Below are 16,353 nucleotides of genomic sequence, written 5' to 3'. Positions count from 1 at the left end.
TCGTCGCCTTCCTCAGTTCGTGCTGACCGGAAGCCTCAGTTCGAAGATCGCGCCGCCCTCGTCGGCGTTGTACACCGAAAGCGTGCCGCCGTGCGATTGGGCGACCCAGCGCACGATGGACAGTCCGAGCCCGGAAGACCCGCCGGTGCTGGCGAACCGGTCGAACGCGTCGCCAGCCATCGCGGTGTCGATGCCCGGTCCGTGGTCCGCGACGGTCACCGTGCCGCCCGCGACGGTCAGGTGCACGAACGCCTTGGCACCCGGCAGGCGGCCGTAGCGGACGGCGTTGTCGACGAGGTTGCCGATCGCCCGTTGCAGCAGCGCGGGATCGGCGTTGACCTTCGTCGGCGCGGCGGTGACGGTGATTTCCGCGCTGTCGGTCGTGGTGTCTTCGACCACGCCCACCACCAGCTGATCGAGCCAGATCGGCTGGATGCTCAGCTGTTCGACACCGGCGGCGAGCCGGGCGCGGACGAGCAGGTCGTCGATGATCCCGCCCATTCTCGAGGCGAGGCGCACGGTGCGCGGCAGCAGTTCCGCCGACTGGGCGGGGTTCGCCATCGCGGTTTCGGCGAGCGCGCGCAGGGCCGCGACGGGGGTGCGGAGGTCGTGCGCGGTTTCGGCGAGCAGGACTTCCTGTTGCTGCAAGGCGGCCGCGGCGGGGCGGATCGAGCGGCCGGACAGCAGGTGACCGGCGAAGCCCAGCGCCGCGACCAGCAGCACGGTGCCGCCGATCACCAGCAGCGTGAACCGGGTGTGCGCGTCGTCTTCGGCGGCGGTGGGCTGCACCGCGACGACGGCGGCGAACGGCTTGCCGTCGCCGTCGCGCAACGGCTGGGCGCGGACCTTGACCAGTTCGCCGCCACTTCCCTTTTGATAGCCGGAGACCAGTTTGCCGGTCTGCACTGCTTCGGCGGCGAGCCCGGTCAGCACCTGCGGGCTCATCGGGACGCAGTTCGCCCGCGAAAGGTGCGCCTGGAACGCGGCCGCACCGCCGGGCAGGATCGCGAACTGCGGGCAGCGGTCGTTCAGCACGTCGGTGTTGACCAGGCCGAAGTCGATGGTGCCGTCGAAGGCGACCAGCCTGCTGACCGAGGAGGTGACCTCCTTCAGCGCGGCGTCGGTCCGTTCCTCGCCCTGGTCACCGTCCTCGCTGATGAGCAGCCACGCGAAGACCACCAGCCCGAGCGTGTTCATCACGGTGAACAACGCGGTCAGCATCCAGCGGAGCCTGCGCAGCCGATCAGCCGAGGAATGGTTGTTCATCGCGCGCCCAGCCGGTACCCGAGCCCGCGGACGGCGTGGATCAGTTCCGGTTCCTTCATTTTGCGGCGCAACCGCTTCACCACCACGTCGACCACATTGGACATCGGATCGGCCTGCGCGTCCCAGCAGTGCTCGATCAGGTCGGCCCGCCGCACCGGCAGCCCGGCCCTGGTGAGCAGGTATTCGAGCACCGCGTACTCCTTGTTGGTCAAGGTGAGCAGCACACCCGCCCGGCGTACTTCCCGTCGCGCGCAGTCCATCACCAGATCGTCATGCTGCAGCACCGAGGGCCGGTCGAACGCGGACCGGCGGCACAGGTTCGCCACCCGCTCGGTCAGCTCGGCCATCACGAACGGCTTCACGAGGTAGTCGTCACCGCCGTGCTCGAACCCCGCCACCCGGTCGGCGAGCGCGTCGCGGGCGGTGAGGAACAGCACGGGCGTCCGCCAGCCCAGCTGCCGTCGCATGTGGACGTAGTCGATCGCGTCACCGTCGGGCAGCATCCGGTCGAACACCACGCAGTCGTGGTGCGTTCCGCGCAGCAGCCGGTCCGCGGTCGCGATGTCGCCGGCGCCGTCGACGGCGAAGCCGGTCGAACGCAGCTGCGTGACCAGCGCCAGCCGCAGATTCTCGTCGTCCTCGACGACCATCACCCGTGTCATCAAAACCTCATGTTCGAACAGCGAAAGTAGACGCATGCAGCTTCACCCACCCGCCGCGCCTGCCGTGATGCCCCTGAACGCTAACGCCTCGGGCACCCCGGTCCGCCCGGACGGCGGGAACTGGCATGAACAGGACGTCCACCCGTCGCCGCGTCGGGGAAAGTGAGGTACAGCGCCATGACTGTTCAGATCGGCGGGCTCAGCCTGGTCGTGGGAGCCGAACCGGCCCGTGACCGGGCAGGATTGACCGAACTCCTCGCGGCCGCGACCAGCGAAGTGCTCGTCATGAGCACCGGAGCGGACTCCGCGTTCCAGCGGATCGCGCTCGCGAACGTCCGCCCCGGGGTGCGCTACAAGGTGCTCTTCCCCGACTCCGCGCGGATGTCCGCCGCGCTCAACCGGATGTCCCGTGCCGGGGCCGAAGTACGCACCGACGCCGAAGTCCCGATGGACGCGCTGGTGATCGACCGGACCTCGGTCGTCCTTCCCGACGGGCGGCAGACCGGTTCCGCGGTGTTCCGGCTGCCCGGCGTGGTCACCGCGACGGTCGGCCTGTTCGAGCGGATCTGGCAGGCCGCCGCGCCGCTCGTCCCACTGGACCTCGCGGAACCCGAGGACGCTTCGATGCTGACCTGCCGCGAGCGCGAGTTGCTGACCCTGCTCTTCTCCGGCACCACCGACGAATCCGCCGCCGCCCGGCTGGGCATCTCGGTCCGCACGGTGCGGCGCATGGTCGCCGACATCATGAACCGGCTCGGCGCTCGCAGCCGGTTCCAGGCCGGGGCCAAGGCGGTCGACCGCGGCTGGCTGATGGCCAAGGCGGGCTGATGACCACCTCGACCCCCGGCCGGGTCCTGCTGGTGGCCCGGCGGCCCGGCGCGTACCCGACCATCGGCGACGCGCTGACGGACGCCTCCGACGGCTCCGTCATCACCATCGAGGGTGGCGAATACGCCGAAACCATCGAACTGAACGGCCTCCGGGTGACCCTGGCCGCCGCGGACGGCGCCACCGTCATCATCGACGGCCGCGGCGCCGACCGGCCCGTCTTTCGCGCCATCGGTGGATCGCTTGCCCTCAAAGGGATCGAAATCCTGGCCGACGGCTCCTCCGCGATCCGGGCCGACGACGCCGAACTGACCGTGCGCCGCTGCACGATCTCCGGCGCGCGCGGACCGGCGATCGCCATCCGCGGCACGACGGCGTTCACGGTCACCGGCTGCGTGATTTCGGGGGCGGAGCAGGGGATCCTCGTCGACGGCGCGCCCGGACGACTCGAAGACACCACCGTGGAGGACATCCTCGGCGACGGGATCACCCTCGGCCAGGGCGCCGATCCGGTCGTCCGCGACTGCGCGGTGAGCGGCTGCGGGCTGCGGGGGATGTACGTCTACCAGTACGCCCGGCCGGTCATCGAAGGCTGCGTGATCTCGCACACCGGGCATGAGGGCATCGCCGTCGCGCATCACGGCGCGCCGGTGCTCAGGCGATGCTCGGTCACCGACGCACGGGGTTCCGGGATCGCGTTCGCGTCCGGCTGCGGCGGCGCGATCTCCGCCTGCCGCGTCGAGAACACGGCGGAACCGGGGATTTCGATCGCCGAAGGAGCCACGGCGACGTTCAGCGAGACGGCCGATCCCGCTGATTCCGGCGCCGTCGGCGACGAAGCGCTGGACGAGATGCTCGGCGAACTCGACGCCATGATCGGCCTTCCCGGGGTGAAGGAAGAGGTCCGCGCACTCGTCGACGAGTTGCAGGTCAACGAATGGCGGCGCCGCGCCGGGCTGCCGATCGGCGCCGCCGGGCACCACCTGATCTTCGCGGGGGCACCCGGTACCGGTAAGACGACGGTGGCGCGGATCTACGGCAAACTCCTGAAGGCGCTGGGAGTATTGCCGCACGGTCAGTTCCACGAAGTCTCCCGCCGCGATCTCGTCGGGCAGTACATCGGGCATACGGCGGAGAAGACCGCGACCGTCTTCGAGGAGGCCAAGGGCGGTGTCCTGTTCATCGACGAGGCGTACACGCTTTCGCGGCTCGCCGGTTCCGGCGGCGACTTCGGCCAGGAGGCGATCGACACCCTGGTGCCGTTGATGGAAGAGCACCGTGACGAGGTGGCGGTGATCGTGGCAGGCTACACCGGCGAAATGGTCGATTTCCTCGCCGCCAACCCCGGTCTCGCGTCCCGCTTCGGCAAGACGATCGAGTTCGAGAACTACAGTCCCGAGGAACTGCTCGCCATCTTCGGGCGGATGGCGTCGGCCGGGGACTACGACCTGGACCCGGGTGCCTGCCCCGTGCTGGCCGACCACTTCCGGCTGATTTCGGCCGACCTCAACTTCGGCAACGCGCGGGACGCGCGCCGTCTGTTCGAGAAGGTGCGCAAGGCACAGTCGCAGCGTTTGCGGCTGCTGGGCCGGATGCCGGTCGTCGAAGAACTGCGCGAGCTGCACGTGGCCGACGTGGTGGTGGCCACGGCACGCTAACGTGCCGGGTGTGCGGGTGTTGGTGACCGAGGATGACGAGAACTTGCGGGTGGCGCTCGCGTTCGCCCTGCGCGGCGACGGGTTCGCGGTGGACACCGCCGCCGATCTGCCCGCCGCCGACGAGGCGCTGATGGTGAACGCCTACGACTGCGCGGTGTTCGACCGGATGCTGCCTTCGGGTGACGCGCTGGCGTACGTGCGCGACCGGCGTAGTGCCGGCTGGCCGATGCCGGTGCTGTTCCTGACCGCGCGCGACAGCGTCGCCGACCGGATCGACGGTTTGCGCGTCGGCGGCGGTGACTACCTCGTGAAGCCGTTCGCCATGCCGGAACTGATCGCGCGGGTGCGCAGCCTGTGCCGTCGCGACATGGCGGGGCAGGCGACGGTGCTGCGCTGCGCCGACGTCGAACTCGACACCGGCAGGCACCAGATCTCGCGGGCGGGGGTACTCCTCACGGTGACCCGCAAGGAGTACCTCGTCATGGAACGGTTGATGGCCGCGACCGGGCGGCCGGTCTCCCGGCGAGAGCTGATCCGGTACGCGTGGGACGAGATGGCGGACCCGGCGTCGAACGTGCTCGACGTCGTGATCGCCCGATTGCGGCGGAAGCTCAAAGATCCGCCGCTGATCCACACCATGCGGGGGGCGGGGTATCGCATGGCGCCCGTCTGATGGATTGCCGCCGGTCACCCGGCCATCCCACCGGCTGAAGCCACCCCGGATGTGCCATGCTCGACCAAGCACGAGGCGGCGAACCGAGAGGTGACGAGGGTGTCCATCTGGGCAGGCGTGATCAATTTCGTCCGGGCACGGTACGAAGTGCTCGAAGAGCGGGAAGACTGGCTCCGGTTCCGGGCCGACACCGAGGACGGCCGCGGCCAGCAGGTTTCCCTGCATCATCTGCCCGATCACGACGGCGCGGAGTGGGTGGAGATCTCGTCCCCGGTCGGCTGGGCGGACAAGATCGACCTGCGGCGCCTGCTCGAACTCGCCGGCGGCGGTGTGGTCGGCGGCGCGGCGATCGTGGACGGCGTCGCCCTGCTCAAGCATACGATCCCGCTGGTCGATTTGAACCTGCGGAACGAGTTCGAACATCCGCTGAAGTCCCTCGTCATCCGCGCGGACGCGCTCGAACACGAACTGACCCGGGCCGACGAGTTCTGATAGGACGGTCCTGGAGTACGTGAAGGCCCCCGCATCACGGTGCGGGGGCCTTCGTGTGTACTCCGACAGGGATCAGAGACGCTCTTGGAGTGCGTCCGCGGCGGCGAGCAGGTCCGCGGCCCAGCGGGCCCCCGGCTTACGCCCTATCCGTTCGATGGGCCCGGAAACCGACACGGCGGCGACGACGGTGCCCGTCGAATCCCGTACCGGCGCCGAGACACTCGCCACACCCGGTTCCCGCTCCGCCACGCTTTGGGCCCAGCCGCGACGGCGGACTTCGAGCAGTGTGCGCTCGCCGTACACCGCCTCGGAAAGGATCGTCCGCTGCGTATGCGGGTCCGACCACGCGGCGAGGACCTTCGCGCCGGAGCCCGCGGTCATCGGCAGCCGTGACCCGATCGGCACGGTGTCACGCAGGCCACTCGGCGGTTCCGCGGTCGAAACGCAGATGCGCTGGACGCCGTCCCGGCGATAGAGCTGCACGCTTTCCCCGGTGATGTCGCGTAATTTCGGCAGCACCGAACTCGCCGCGTCGAGCAGCGGGTCGGTCGAGCCGCCTGCCAGTTCCGCGAGCGCGGTACCCGGCCGCCAGCGTCCGTCCGGGCCGCGGCGCAACAGCCGATGCACCTCGAGACCGACCGCGAGCCGATGCGCCGTGGCACGCGGCAAACCGGTCCGCGTGCACAGTTCCGCCAGGCCACAAGGATCTTCGGCCACGGCCTGAAGCACGGCCACGGCCTTGTCGAGTACTCCGATACCGCTATGCTGTCCCACAAGCCGATACTATCTTCCCGAAGTTTGAGATGTCCAGATGGTGGGAAGTACCCGTTTCACCGCATGTGAGGAGCCGGAAATGCCCCGGACACTGGCCGAGAAAGTGTGGGAGTCGCATCTGGTGCGGCGCGGCGAGGGGGCCGAGCCCGACCTGCTCTACATCGATCTGCACCTGCTGCACGAGGTCACCAGCCCGCAGGCGTTCGACGGACTCCGCATGGCGAACCGGAAATTGCGCCGACCCGACCTCACCATCGCGACCGAGGACCACAACGTCCCGACGATCGACATCGAGCTGCCGATCGCGGATCCCGTGTCCCGCACCCAGGTCGACACCCTTCGCAACAACTGCAAGGAGTTCGGCGTCCGGCTGCATCCGATGGGCGACGCCGAGCAGGGCATCGTGCACGTCATCGGCCCGCAGCTGGGCCTGACCCAGCCGGGGATGACCGTGGTGTGCGGTGACAGTCACACCTCGACGCACGGCGCGTTCGGCGCGATGGCCTTCGGGATCGGCACCTCCGAGGTCGAACACGTGATGGCCACCCAGACCCTGCCGCTCCGTCCATTCAAGACGATGGCGATCACGATCGACGGCGCACTGCGCCCCGGCGTGACGGCCAAGGACATCATCCTCGCGGTGATCGCGAAGATCGGCACCGGCGGCGGGCAGGGCTACGTCCTCGAATACCGCGGCCCAGCTATCGAAAACCTGTCGATGGAAGCACGGATGACCGTGTGCAACATGTCCATCGAAGCCGGTGCCCGCGCCGGTCTCATCGCGCCGGACGAGACGACGTTCGCGTACCTGAAGGGCCGTCCGCACGCGCCGGAGGGCGCCGATTGGGACGCCGCTGTCGAGAACTGGCGCGAGCTCCGCACGGACGAGGACGCCGTCTTCGACGCCGAGGTGCGCCTGAACGCCGACGAGCTCACGCCTTTCGTGACCTGGGGCACGAATCCGGGCCAGGGCCTGCCGCTGAGCGCCGAGGTGCCCGACCCCGAGCGCATCGGCGACGAGAACGAGCGCGTCGCCGCCGAGAAGGCGCTGTCCTATATGGACCTGAAGCCGGGTACGCCGCTGCGTGAGATCGCGGTGGACACCGTCTTCCTCGGCTCCTGCACGAACGGCCGGATCGAGGACCTGAGGGCCGCCGCGGACGTCCTGCGCGGGCACAAGGTCGCCGGATCGGTCCGGATGCTCGTCGTCCCCGGTTCGATGCGCGTCCGCCAAGCGGCCGAAGCCGAAGGCCTGGACAAGGTCTTCCTCGAAGCGGGCGCGGAATGGCGCCAGGCGGGCTGCTCGATGTGCCTCGGCATGAACCCGGACCAGCTCAAACCGGGCGAGCGCAGCGCGTCCACCTCGAACCGCAACTTCGAAGGCAGGCAGGGCAAGGGCGGCCGGACGCATCTGGTCTCGCCGCTCGTGGCGGCCGCCACGGCCGTGCGGGGAACCCTGTCCAGCCCCGAAGACCTCCAGCCCGCCGCCGCCCGCTGACACCTGCTGACACCCGCGAAGGAGTTTCCGACATGGAACCGTTCACCCACCACACCGGCGTCGGGGTCCCGCTGCGCAGGTCCAACGTGGACACTGACCAGATCATCCCGGCGGTCTACCTCAAGCGTGTGAGCCGCACCGGCTTCGAGGACGGGCTTTTCGCCGCCTGGCGCTCCGACGAGTCGTTCATCCTCAACCAAGAGCCCTTCGACTCCGGTTCGGTCCTCGTCGCGGGCCCGGACTTCGGCACCGGTTCCTCCCGCGAGCACGCGGTCTGGGCTCTGATGGACTACGGCTTCCGTGCCGTGATCTCCTCCCGGTTCGCGGACATCTTCCGCGGGAACTCCGGCAAGCAGGGCCTGGTGGCCGCCGAGTGCGAACAGGCGGACGTCGAACTGCTGTGGAAGCTGCTCGAAAACGAGCCCGGGACGGAGGTCACGGTGGACCTCGAGTCGAAGACGGTACGGGCCAAGGACTTCGTCGCGCCCTTCCAGATCGACGACTACACCCGCTGGCGGCTCCTCGAAGGGCTCGACGACATCGCCCTGACACTCCGCCACGCGGAGGAAATCGACACTTTCGAGTCCCAGCGCCCCTCCTGGAAGCCGGTCACCCTCCCGGCGGCCCCCTTCAAGGCCTAGCCGTGAGGTGCGGATTCCCTTGCTGAGCTGGGAATCCGCACCTCGGCCGAGGGTCTTCGCGACAGCCCCGAAACCACACCGAACGGCACTCCGAGAGGCCTGAGAGGGTCCCTCTGGAGGCGGAACAGCCCCCGAGACAAGGGAAATTTCCGCGCGTCGTTTGGAATTTGTGCTGCATTGGTAATACCGTGTGCGCTAAGTCGGCCGACGGGGCCGTGTACAACAAGTTCTTCTTGGAGGACTGGAATGGCCAACAAGGCCCAGCTGATCGAGGCGCTGTCGGAGCGCCTGGGCGACAAGAAGGTCGCGTCGGAGGCCGTCGATGGCCTTGTCGACATCATCATCCGGACGGTCAACAAGGGCGAGAAGGTGAACATCACCGGCTTCGGTGTGTTCGAGAAGCGCGCCCGCGCTGCCCGCACCGCGCGGAACCCGCGCACCGGTGAGACTGTCCGCGTCAAGAAGACCAACGTGCCCGCCTTCCGCGCCGGCACGACCTTCAAGGACGTCATCAGTGGCTCGAAGAAGCTGCCGAAGGCCACCGCTGTGAAGCGTGCGACCACCGGCACCACCACCACTCGGGCCGCCGCCACCCGCGCGACGACGACCCGGACGGCCGCCAGCCGCCCGGCCGCGACGCGTTCCACCACCACGCGGACCCGCGCCGCCGCCGCCACGACGCGTACGGCTGCGAAGCCGGCCGCCAAGGCGACCGCGACGAAGGCAGCCGCGAAGCCGGCCGCCACCAAGGCGGCGCCGAAGGCCGCGGCCAAGGCGACGACGACTCGCGCCACCACGGCCAAGAAGGCGACCGCCACCAAGGCCGCCGCGAAGCCGGCTGCCAAGGCGACCGCCACGAAGACCGCTGCGAAGAAGGCTCCGGCCAAGCGGACTTCGGCGGCTGCGAAGAAGAAGTAAGCTCCCTCTAAGAGAGAGCCGACGGCAGGGCCCCGCGCACAGCGCGGGGCCCTGCCGTAGTTTCGGGGGTCCTTTCGGTGCCGTCCGGGCATGGAAGCGCTGCTCGCCACGCTGGCGTTGTCGTGCGGCCGTCTGGTTTCCATCGACGCGCTCGCCCGCCGGGTCTGGGGTGAAGATCCCCCGGAACGGATCCGCGGCAGCCTGCGGACGAATGTGATGCGTTTGCGGCGATTGTTCGGGGAACACGTCGTGGTGACCGAACGAAAGCTGCTGGCCGAGGCCATCTCACTTTGGGAAGGGCGGAACTCGTCGCCGAATTGACCGATCTGGTCGTCCAGCACCCGCTCCGGGAATCGTTATGGGAAAGACTCGTGCGGATTCTCGCGCGCTCGTCACGGATTTCACCGGCCGCGAGACCGAACTGGCCGAACTGGACGGGTTTCTCGGCCAGGGCGGGCCGACACGGATCGTGGTCATCGAAGGGACCGCGGGGTCGGAAAGACCGCTCTCGCCGTCCATTGGTCGCATCGATTGCGGGAAAAATTCCCCGACGGACAACTCTTCGTAGACCAGTGGGGGCATTTCGCCGGAACACCGGTCACTCCGATGGACGCACTGTCCGGGTTCCTCCAGGCGACGGGTGTGCTCGCCGACGCGCTGCCCTCCACAGTGGAGGAACGGTCGGCGGCGCTTTGCGTGCCATCGTCGTGGCTGATGGTGTTGCAGGACCACGAAAACGCGGCCCGAGCGCGGGAGGGTCGTGAGTGATTTGGGTCGTTAGAACGACCCAAATCACTCACGAGACCCAACCGGCGTGCGGCCTCAGGAATGCGCGGCCGCGGGGGTGGGCAAAGGCGACGCGAAGTAGTCCGCGGCCACCAGAACCGGCCCGTCCGACTCGGTGGGTGCCCGGAACGACAGCACCCAGAACGAGCCCTTCTTCGACGGCACGACCCCGCCACGCGTGGCGGGCAGGTCGACGCCGTCGCGGTCGGCCAGCGCGCTGACCACGTCCGGGATCACGCCGCCCTGGCTGGAGATCACCGGGGTCCCGCCGTCGCCCGCGATCGCGAGCAGCCGCGCGACGCCGAGTACCGGGTCCGGCCAGTAGCCTTCTTCCGACAGCAGTGTCTCGTGCCGGATCTCGGCGCCGAGATCGTCGGCGAGCCCGCTCACCGTCTGGACACACCGGAGCCTCGGCGCCGAGAGCACCCTGTCCGGCGCGTAATGCCGCAGCACCGAACGCAGCGCCTCGGCCTGCCGTTGTCCCGCGTCCGACAGCGGCCGCAGGTCGTCGTCGCCGTTCCACTCGTCGCGTTTACCCGCTTTGGCGTGCCGCACCAGGATCACCGTGCCGAGGTCGGCGGGCAGCGCGGAGAACTCGCGCAGGACACGGACGTCTCCCGGCCGCGTCAGCAGTTTCTCCGCCGTCTCGGCGTCGAGCCAGCGCAGTTCGTCGACCTCTTCATTGGCGGCGAAGGTGCCGGAAGCCACGCGAGCGGAGAAGTAGTCGACGGTCTTCGGCGCGCCGGCCACGGTGTACTCGGTCCGGCACAGATACCGCCCGAGCACCGCCTCGAACCCGGTCTCCTCACCGATCTCGCGGACCGCGGCCTGCGCGATGGTCTCGCCCGGATCCAGCTTTCCCTTCGGCAGCGACCAATCGTCGTAGCGCGGCCGGTGCACCAGCGCGATCTCGATCCGGTCCCCGTCACGACGCCAGAGGACGGCACCCGCCGCCCGCACGACCCCGCTCATCCGGCCGCCCCGTGCCGCTTCGCCAGCTCGACCTGGTGGTCGCGGACGTCGTCGCCGGTCGCCGGGAACGGGGTCCACTCGCCGGTGGCGGTCAGCACCCAGCACCGGGTCGCCGGATGCAGCGCGGACTCGAAGATGTAGTCCAGTTGCGCCGTCAGCTTCGGATCCTTGACCCGCACCAGTGCCTCGATCCGGCGGTCAAGGTTGCGGTGCATCATGTCCGCGCTGCCGATCCAGTGCGTGCCGCCCGCGCGGAAGTTGAAGATGCGCGAGTGCTCCAGGAACCGGCCGAGGATCGAGCGCACATGGATGTTCTCGCTCAGCCCTTCCACGCCCGGCTTGAGCGCACAGATCCCGCGTACGACGACGTCGACCGGCACTCCGGCCTGCGAAGCGTGGTACAGCGCGTCGATCACCTGCTCGTCGACGAGCGAGTTGCATTTGATCCGGATCCCGGCGGTCTGGCCGGCGCGGGCGAGTTCGATCTCCTCGCCGATCGCCCGCACGATGCCGCGGCGGATCCCGTGCGGCGACGTGAGGATGTTGCGGTAGGTGTCCTGCCGGGAGTAGCCGGTGAGCACGTTGAACAAATCCGTCAGGTCGGCGCCGATGGTCGGGTCCGCGGTCAGGAGGCCGAGGTCCTCGTACAGGCGCGCGGTCTTCGGGTTGTAGTTGCCGGTACCGATATGGCAGTAGCGCCGGATCGTCGAACCCTCCTGCCGCACCACCATCGACACCTTGCAGTGCGTCTTCAGCCCGACGAGCCCGTAGACCACGTGGACGCCGGCGCGTTCCAGCGTCCGCGCCCAGGTGATGTTGGCCTGTTCGTCGAACCGTGCCTTGATCTCGACCAGCGCGACGACCTGTTTACCCGCCTCGGCGGCGTCGATCAGCGCGTCGACGATCGGGGAGTCGCCCGAGGTGCGGTACAGCGTCTGCTTGATCGCCAGCACCTTCGAGTCCGCGGCGGCCTGCTCGATGAACCGCTGGACACTGGTGGAGAACGAGTCGTACGGGTGATGCACGAGGACGTCGCCCTCGCGCAGCGTCGCGAACACCGACTTCGGCGTCTCGCGTTCGCCGAACGCCGGATGCGTGGCAGGCACGAACGGACGGTCCTTGAGTTCCTTCCGGTCCACCCCGGACAACTGGTGCAGGCAGGTCAGATCCAGCAGGCCGGGGACCTCGACAACGTCACGCGGGTCGACCTCCAGCTCACGCAGCAGCAGTTCGAGCATGTGCTCGCTCATGTCCTGCGCGACCTCGAGCCGCACCGGCGGGCCGAACCGGCGCTGGGCCAGTTCGCGCTCCAGCGCCTGAAGCAGGTCCTCGTCCCGGTCTTCCTCGACCTCGAAATCCGCGTTGCGGGTGACCCGGAACACGTGGTGCTCGGTCACCTCCATCCCGGTGAACAGCTCACTGAGGTGCGCGGAGATCAGTTCCTCCAAGGGGAGGAACGTCCCGGTGCGGCTCTCCCTCGGCTGCTGCTCGATCCGCATCAGGCGCGGCACATTGCTCGGCACCTTGACCCGCGCGAACCGCTCGGTGCCGCCTTCCGGATCCCGGACGGTGACCGCGAGGTTGAGCGAAAGGCCCGAAATGTAGGGGAACGGATGCGCGGGATCCACGGCCAGCGGTGTGAGCACCGGGAAGATCTGCTCGCTGAAGTAGTTGGACAGCCGGAGCTGATCGGCGCCAGCCAGGTCGTTCCAGCCGACGATGTGGATGTCCTCTTCGGCCAGCCGCGGTCGCAAATGCAGTTCGAAGGCGTTGGTATGCCGCTCGACCAGGTCCTGGTTCTGTTTGGCGATGTAGGCCAGCTGCTCGCGCGGGGTGAGCCCGTCCGCGCTGCGGACCGGCAGGCCCGTCTCGTCGCGGCGCTTCAGCCCGGCCACCCGAACCATGTAGAACTCGTCCAAATTGGACGCGAAGATGGCGAGGAACTTGGCGCGTTCGATCAGCGGCTGCGACTCGTCCTCGGCCAGCGCGAGCACGCGTGCGTTGAAGTCCTGCCACGACAGCTCACGGTTGAAATACCGGTCGTCGGGCAGTGTCTCGACGGCGGTGGGTGCGGACGTCACCGCGGGCGGCGCGGCGGGCAGCGTGCGGAACGACTGGACGGGACGGCTCGCCGAGCCACCGCGGGTCGCGCGGATGGCGGCGCGCGGGGCGCTGTTCGTCTTCACCGAGGGGCTGGTCTTTCTTGCCCGGAGAGGCTTTGTGCCCTCGCTGTCCGGTGTCGATTTCGCGGCGGAGGTCTTCCGCTTCCTTGCCGGGTTCGGGGTGCCGCCGTCGTTTGTGCTCACGGGCTTCATTGTTCACCACTCGGGGCGATTATGTGCGCCCCGCGGTGGTCGGTCGGGTGAACTCCCCTCACATCACCACGCAGGGTGTTCCCAGCAAGGCCGACGTGCGCTTTCCGACACCCAGGGTGCAGACGTGAGCGAGATCATCCGCGGTGTCGACGTCACTGCGGAGTGATTCCCCGTCGATCGTGAGCGGGATCGCACCGGAGCCGGTGTGGGCGAGCGCCGAACCCCCGCCGAACCGGGGTTCGAGCGGCCGTCCGGCCGCCGCGAGCAACAACGTCGTGCCCGTGCCCTGCCGGTCCGCGACGAACGCCCGGCGTCCGGCCGCCTCGGCGAGCGCGGCGGTGAGGTCTTCGGTCCGCAGTGCGGGCAGATCGGCCTGCAGCGCGCCGACGAGACCGTCCGGGGTGTCCCGGCGCAGCAGTTCCGCGCCGAACCGCAGTGCCGCGTTCAGGCCGCCTCGTGACGGTTCGGCCACGATCTCCACACCCAGCTCGGTGAGATCCGCCACCGACGCCGGGTCGGCGGCGACCACCAGCACCCGGCGGATCCCGTCCGCCGAGGTCACCGCGGACAGCGTGTCGTGGGCCAGCGCCAGCACCAGTTCGGCGTGCCGCGCGGGCACGACGGCGCCACGCAGCCGCGACTTGCCCTCCGCCGGGCGCTTCATCGGCACGATCAGGTCGATCCCCGCAACGCTGTCCACGTCTATCTTCTTACCCGACCCTCCCTGGACCGCGCTCGCGTGCGCGCGGCAGGATCGTCGGAACAGGGACGGACGCGTCGACTCGAGGAGGACGAATTGGCCCGGCGTGAGAAGGGCGGCTTCTGGGTTGGCGTCGCCGCCGCACTGTTCTACCCGGCGACCGCCATCGGCAAGCGGGTCTACCGCAACACCGAGCGGATCCCCCGCGAAGGCGGCGCGCTGCTGCTGCTCAACCACGTGTCCCATATGGACCCGGCGGTGGACGCGGTGTTCGTGCACCGGATGAAGCGGGTACCCCGTTTTCTCGGCAAGGAGAGCCTGACCAGGACACCGGTCTTCGGCAAGATCTTCGTCGGCGCGGGACAGATCCCCGTTTCGCGTGGTTCCGCCGCGGCCGGTGACAGCCTCAAGGCCGCCCACCAGGCGTTGCGCGACGGCAAGGTCGTCGTGATCTACCCGGAGGGCACGATCAGCAAGGATCCGGACGGCTGGCCGAAGAAGCCGTTCACCGGTGCCGCGCGGCTCGCGCTGGAGACCGACGTGCCGGTGATCCCGATCGCCCGCTGGGGTACGAACCACATCTTCAACGGCTACACGAAGAAGTTCACGCCGTTCCCGCGCAAGAGGATCACGCATCTGGTCGGCGAGCCGATGGACCTCTCGGCCTACAAGAGCGGGTCCACCCGCAGTGCGTCCAAGCTGCGTGAGGTCACCGAGCTGATGATGACCGAGATCACCGCTCTCCTCGCGGAGATCCGCCAAGAGGAACCGCCCGCGAAGAAGCCGGGGGACGACGCCTGATGGCCGTCGAGGTCCAGCGGATGACCGTACTCGGCGCGGGATCGTGGGGAACGGCGTTCGCCAAGGTGCTCGGCGACGCCGGTCGCGACGTGACCATGTGGGCGCGCCGTCCCGAGGTCGCGGCCGAAATCCGGGACCGGCACCGCAATTCGTCCTATTTGCCGGAGGTCGAGCTGCCCTCGACGATCACCGCGACCGCGGATCCGGCCGAGGCCCTCGACGGTGCGCAGGCGATCGTCCTCGCGGTGCCGAGCCAGACCCTGCGGGCCAATCTTTCGGAGTGGTCCGGTCTGCTGCCGCGTGAGGCGATCCTGGTGAGTCTCGCCAAGGGGGTCGAACTGGGCACGCTCAAGCGGATGAGCGAGGTCATCGCCGAGATCGCCCGGGTCGGCGACGGGCAGATCGTGGTCGTTTCCGGGCCGAACCTGGCGAAGGAGATCGCGCTCGGGCAGCCGGCGGCCGCCGTGCTCGCCTGCACCGACCACGACAACGCCAAGGCGATCCAGCAGGCGAGCTTCAACCAGTACTTCCGGCCGTACACCAACACCGACGTCGTCGGCTGTGAACTGGGCGGCGCGTGCAAGAACGTCATCGCGCTGAGCTGCGGAATGGCGGCCGGGCTGGGGCTCGGCACCAACACGATGGCGACGCTGATCACCCGCGGGCTCGCCGAGATGGCCAGGCTCGGCGCGAAACTCGGCGCCGACCCGCTCACCTTCGCCGGGCTCGCCGGTGTCGGCGACCTCGTGGCCACGTGTTCGTCGCCGCTCTCGCGCAACCGGACCTTCGGCGAGCGGCTCGGCCGGGGCGAGACCCTGGAACAGGCGCTGGCCGCCGGGGGCGGGCAGGTCGCGGAGGGCGTCAAGTCGTGCACGTCGATCCGGGAACTCGCGCTGAGCCTCGGTGTCGACATGCCGATCACGGACGCGATGCACCGCGTATGCCACGAAGGGGTCGATCCCCGTCGTGCGGGAGCGGAGCTGCTCGGGCGGTCGCAGAAACACGAGTGGTCCTGACGGCGCAAGGAAGACCGCAAGAACGCGACAGACCGGGGCGGATTCGTGCTGCCAGCATGGTTCTGGAGGTGCGGAACTCACGGTCCACGGTATGAGATCGGTTGACCGCCGGGTTCCGCACTGGTTCGCTGAGGGCATGTTCGCACGTGGGATGACTGTGTCGCGGGGCCTCTCGGGTCTTGGCGCCGTCGTCTGTGCGCGCTTTTCGTGTCGCTGTTGTCGGTGAACCCCAGCCCCGGCCCAGCTCGACACTCTTCCCAGGGCCCCGGCAAAGTCGGTTGCCTGGATGAGGGCAGGCACGGTCTCTGGTTGATCATGTGAGTGTCTAAGTCCCATGATCGTGTGAGAGAACC

18 protein-coding genes are annotated in these 16,353 nt (G+C 68.9%); 12 read left to right on the top strand and 6 right to left on the bottom strand.

Annotated elements, in window-relative coordinates; all coding sequences use genetic code 11:
* Nucleotides 1-12: 12 nt before the first annotated feature.
* Both AB0M65_RS07710 and AB0M65_RS07705 read right to left on the bottom strand, forming a co-directional pair.
* The gene (locus AB0M65_RS07710; protein ID WP_364023077.1) at nt 13-1,266 is read right to left on the bottom strand and encodes a HAMP domain-containing sensor histidine kinase; all 1,254 of its coding nucleotides are present in this window, start codon (nt 1,264-1,266) and stop codon (nt 13-15) included.
* Nucleotides 1,263-1,928 carry a response regulator transcription factor gene (locus tag AB0M65_RS07705; protein WP_364023074.1) on the bottom strand — a complete coding sequence of 222 codons (666 nt, stop codon included), beginning with the start codon at nt 1,926-1,928 and terminating at the stop codon, nt 1,263-1,265. Before AB0M65_RS07705 ends, AB0M65_RS07710 begins: the two co-directional genes overlap by 4 nt.
* 177 nt (nt 1,929-2,105) lie before the next feature.
* Between AB0M65_RS07705 and AB0M65_RS07700 the strand changes: the two genes are divergently transcribed.
* From AB0M65_RS07700 to AB0M65_RS07685, 4 genes are all read left to right on the top strand, one after another.
* On the top strand, nt 2,106-2,756 hold the full coding sequence (locus AB0M65_RS07700; protein WP_364023071.1) for a helix-turn-helix transcriptional regulator: 651 nt from the start codon (nt 2,106-2,108) through the stop codon (nt 2,754-2,756).
* On the top strand, nt 2,756-4,414 hold the full coding sequence (locus AB0M65_RS07695; protein ID WP_364023068.1) for a right-handed parallel beta-helix repeat-containing protein: 1,659 nt from the start codon (nt 2,756-2,758) through the stop codon (nt 4,412-4,414). The genes AB0M65_RS07700 and AB0M65_RS07695 overlap by 1 nt, the downstream gene beginning before the upstream one ends.
* Nucleotides 4,415-4,424: 10 nt before the next feature.
* The gene (locus tag AB0M65_RS07690; RefSeq protein WP_364023066.1) at nt 4,425-5,087 is read left to right on the top strand and encodes a response regulator transcription factor; all 663 of its coding nucleotides are present in this window, start codon (nt 4,425-4,427) and stop codon (nt 5,085-5,087) included.
* Between the two features lie 99 nt (nt 5,088-5,186).
* Nucleotides 5,187-5,579: a hypothetical protein gene (locus AB0M65_RS07685; protein WP_364023063.1), complete on the top strand. Its 393-nt coding sequence runs from the start codon at nt 5,187-5,189 to the stop codon at nt 5,577-5,579.
* A gap of 72 nt (nt 5,580-5,651) precedes the next feature.
* Here AB0M65_RS07685 and AB0M65_RS07680 read toward each other — a convergent pair whose 3' ends face one another.
* The gene (locus AB0M65_RS07680) at nt 5,652-6,353 is read right to left on the bottom strand and encodes an IclR family transcriptional regulator (protein WP_364023060.1); all 702 of its coding nucleotides are present in this window, start codon (nt 6,351-6,353) and stop codon (nt 5,652-5,654) included.
* A 79-nt stretch (nt 6,354-6,432) separates the two neighbouring features.
* On the opposite strand from AB0M65_RS07680, the gene leuC reads away from it, so the two are divergent.
* From leuC to AB0M65_RS07650, 6 genes are all read left to right on the top strand, one after another.
* Nucleotides 6,433-7,851 (top strand): 3-isopropylmalate dehydratase large subunit, encoded by a 1,419-nt coding sequence (leuC, locus tag AB0M65_RS07675; protein WP_364023057.1) that lies wholly within the window; start codon nt 6,433-6,435, stop codon nt 7,849-7,851.
* Nucleotides 7,852-7,883: 32 nt separating this feature from the next.
* Nucleotides 7,884-8,492 carry a 3-isopropylmalate dehydratase small subunit gene (leuD, locus tag AB0M65_RS07670; RefSeq protein WP_364023054.1) on the top strand — a complete coding sequence of 203 codons (609 nt, stop codon included), beginning with the start codon at nt 7,884-7,886 and terminating at the stop codon, nt 8,490-8,492.
* 246 nt (nt 8,493-8,738) lie between these two features.
* Complete coding sequence (locus tag AB0M65_RS07665; RefSeq protein WP_364023051.1) at nt 8,739-9,410, top strand: HU family DNA-binding protein; 672 nt, start codon at nt 8,739-8,741, stop codon at nt 9,408-9,410.
* A gap of 90 nt (nt 9,411-9,500) precedes the next feature.
* Complete coding sequence (locus tag AB0M65_RS07660) at nt 9,501-9,731, top strand: winged helix-turn-helix domain-containing protein (RefSeq protein ID WP_364023048.1); 231 nt, start codon at nt 9,501-9,503, stop codon at nt 9,729-9,731.
* 37 nt (nt 9,732-9,768) lie between these two features.
* Nucleotides 9,769-9,978: a hypothetical protein gene (locus AB0M65_RS07655; protein ID WP_364023269.1), complete on the top strand. Its 210-nt coding sequence runs from the start codon at nt 9,769-9,771 to the stop codon at nt 9,976-9,978.
* A 38-nt stretch (nt 9,979-10,016) separates the two neighbouring features.
* A complete protein-coding gene (locus AB0M65_RS07650) occupies nt 10,017-10,178 on the top strand; it encodes a hypothetical protein (RefSeq protein WP_364023267.1) in 162 nt (53 codons plus the stop codon).
* Nucleotides 10,179-10,232: 54 nt separating this feature from the next.
* Here AB0M65_RS07650 and AB0M65_RS07645 read toward each other — a convergent pair whose 3' ends face one another.
* From AB0M65_RS07645 to cofC, 3 genes are read right to left on the bottom strand one after another with little or no spacing between them, the layout of a single operon-like run.
* A complete protein-coding gene (locus AB0M65_RS07645; RefSeq protein WP_364023045.1) occupies nt 10,233-11,168 on the bottom strand; it encodes an NUDIX hydrolase in 936 nt (311 codons plus the stop codon).
* The gene (locus AB0M65_RS07640) at nt 11,165-13,483 is read right to left on the bottom strand and encodes an RNA degradosome polyphosphate kinase (protein WP_364023042.1); all 2,319 of its coding nucleotides are present in this window, start codon (nt 13,481-13,483) and stop codon (nt 11,165-11,167) included. Before AB0M65_RS07640 ends, AB0M65_RS07645 begins: the two co-directional genes overlap by 4 nt.
* 58 nt (nt 13,484-13,541) lie before the next feature.
* Nucleotides 13,542-14,147 carry a 2-phospho-L-lactate guanylyltransferase gene (cofC, locus tag AB0M65_RS07635; RefSeq protein ID WP_364023258.1) on the bottom strand — a complete coding sequence of 202 codons (606 nt, stop codon included), beginning with the start codon at nt 14,145-14,147 and terminating at the stop codon, nt 13,542-13,544.
* 132 nt (nt 14,148-14,279) lie between these two features.
* Between cofC and AB0M65_RS07630 the strand changes: the two genes are divergently transcribed.
* Together AB0M65_RS07630 and AB0M65_RS07625 are read left to right on the top strand one after the other, a co-directional pair.
* On the top strand, nt 14,280-14,984 hold the full coding sequence (locus AB0M65_RS07630) for a lysophospholipid acyltransferase family protein (RefSeq protein ID WP_364023039.1): 705 nt from the start codon (nt 14,280-14,282) through the stop codon (nt 14,982-14,984).
* A complete protein-coding gene (locus tag AB0M65_RS07625; protein ID WP_364023036.1) occupies nt 14,984-16,000 on the top strand; it encodes an NAD(P)H-dependent glycerol-3-phosphate dehydrogenase in 1,017 nt (338 codons plus the stop codon). Before AB0M65_RS07630 ends, AB0M65_RS07625 begins: the two co-directional genes overlap by 1 nt.
* Nucleotides 16,001-16,353: the final 353 nt, after the last annotated feature.

The organism is Amycolatopsis sp. NPDC051071, assembly GCF_040682875.1.
Lineage (GTDB): Bacteria > Actinomycetota > Actinomycetes > Mycobacteriales > Pseudonocardiaceae > Amycolatopsis.
The sequence above is the reverse complement of the archived record's forward strand: the minus strand, read 5'-3'. Positions and strand labels throughout refer to the sequence as shown.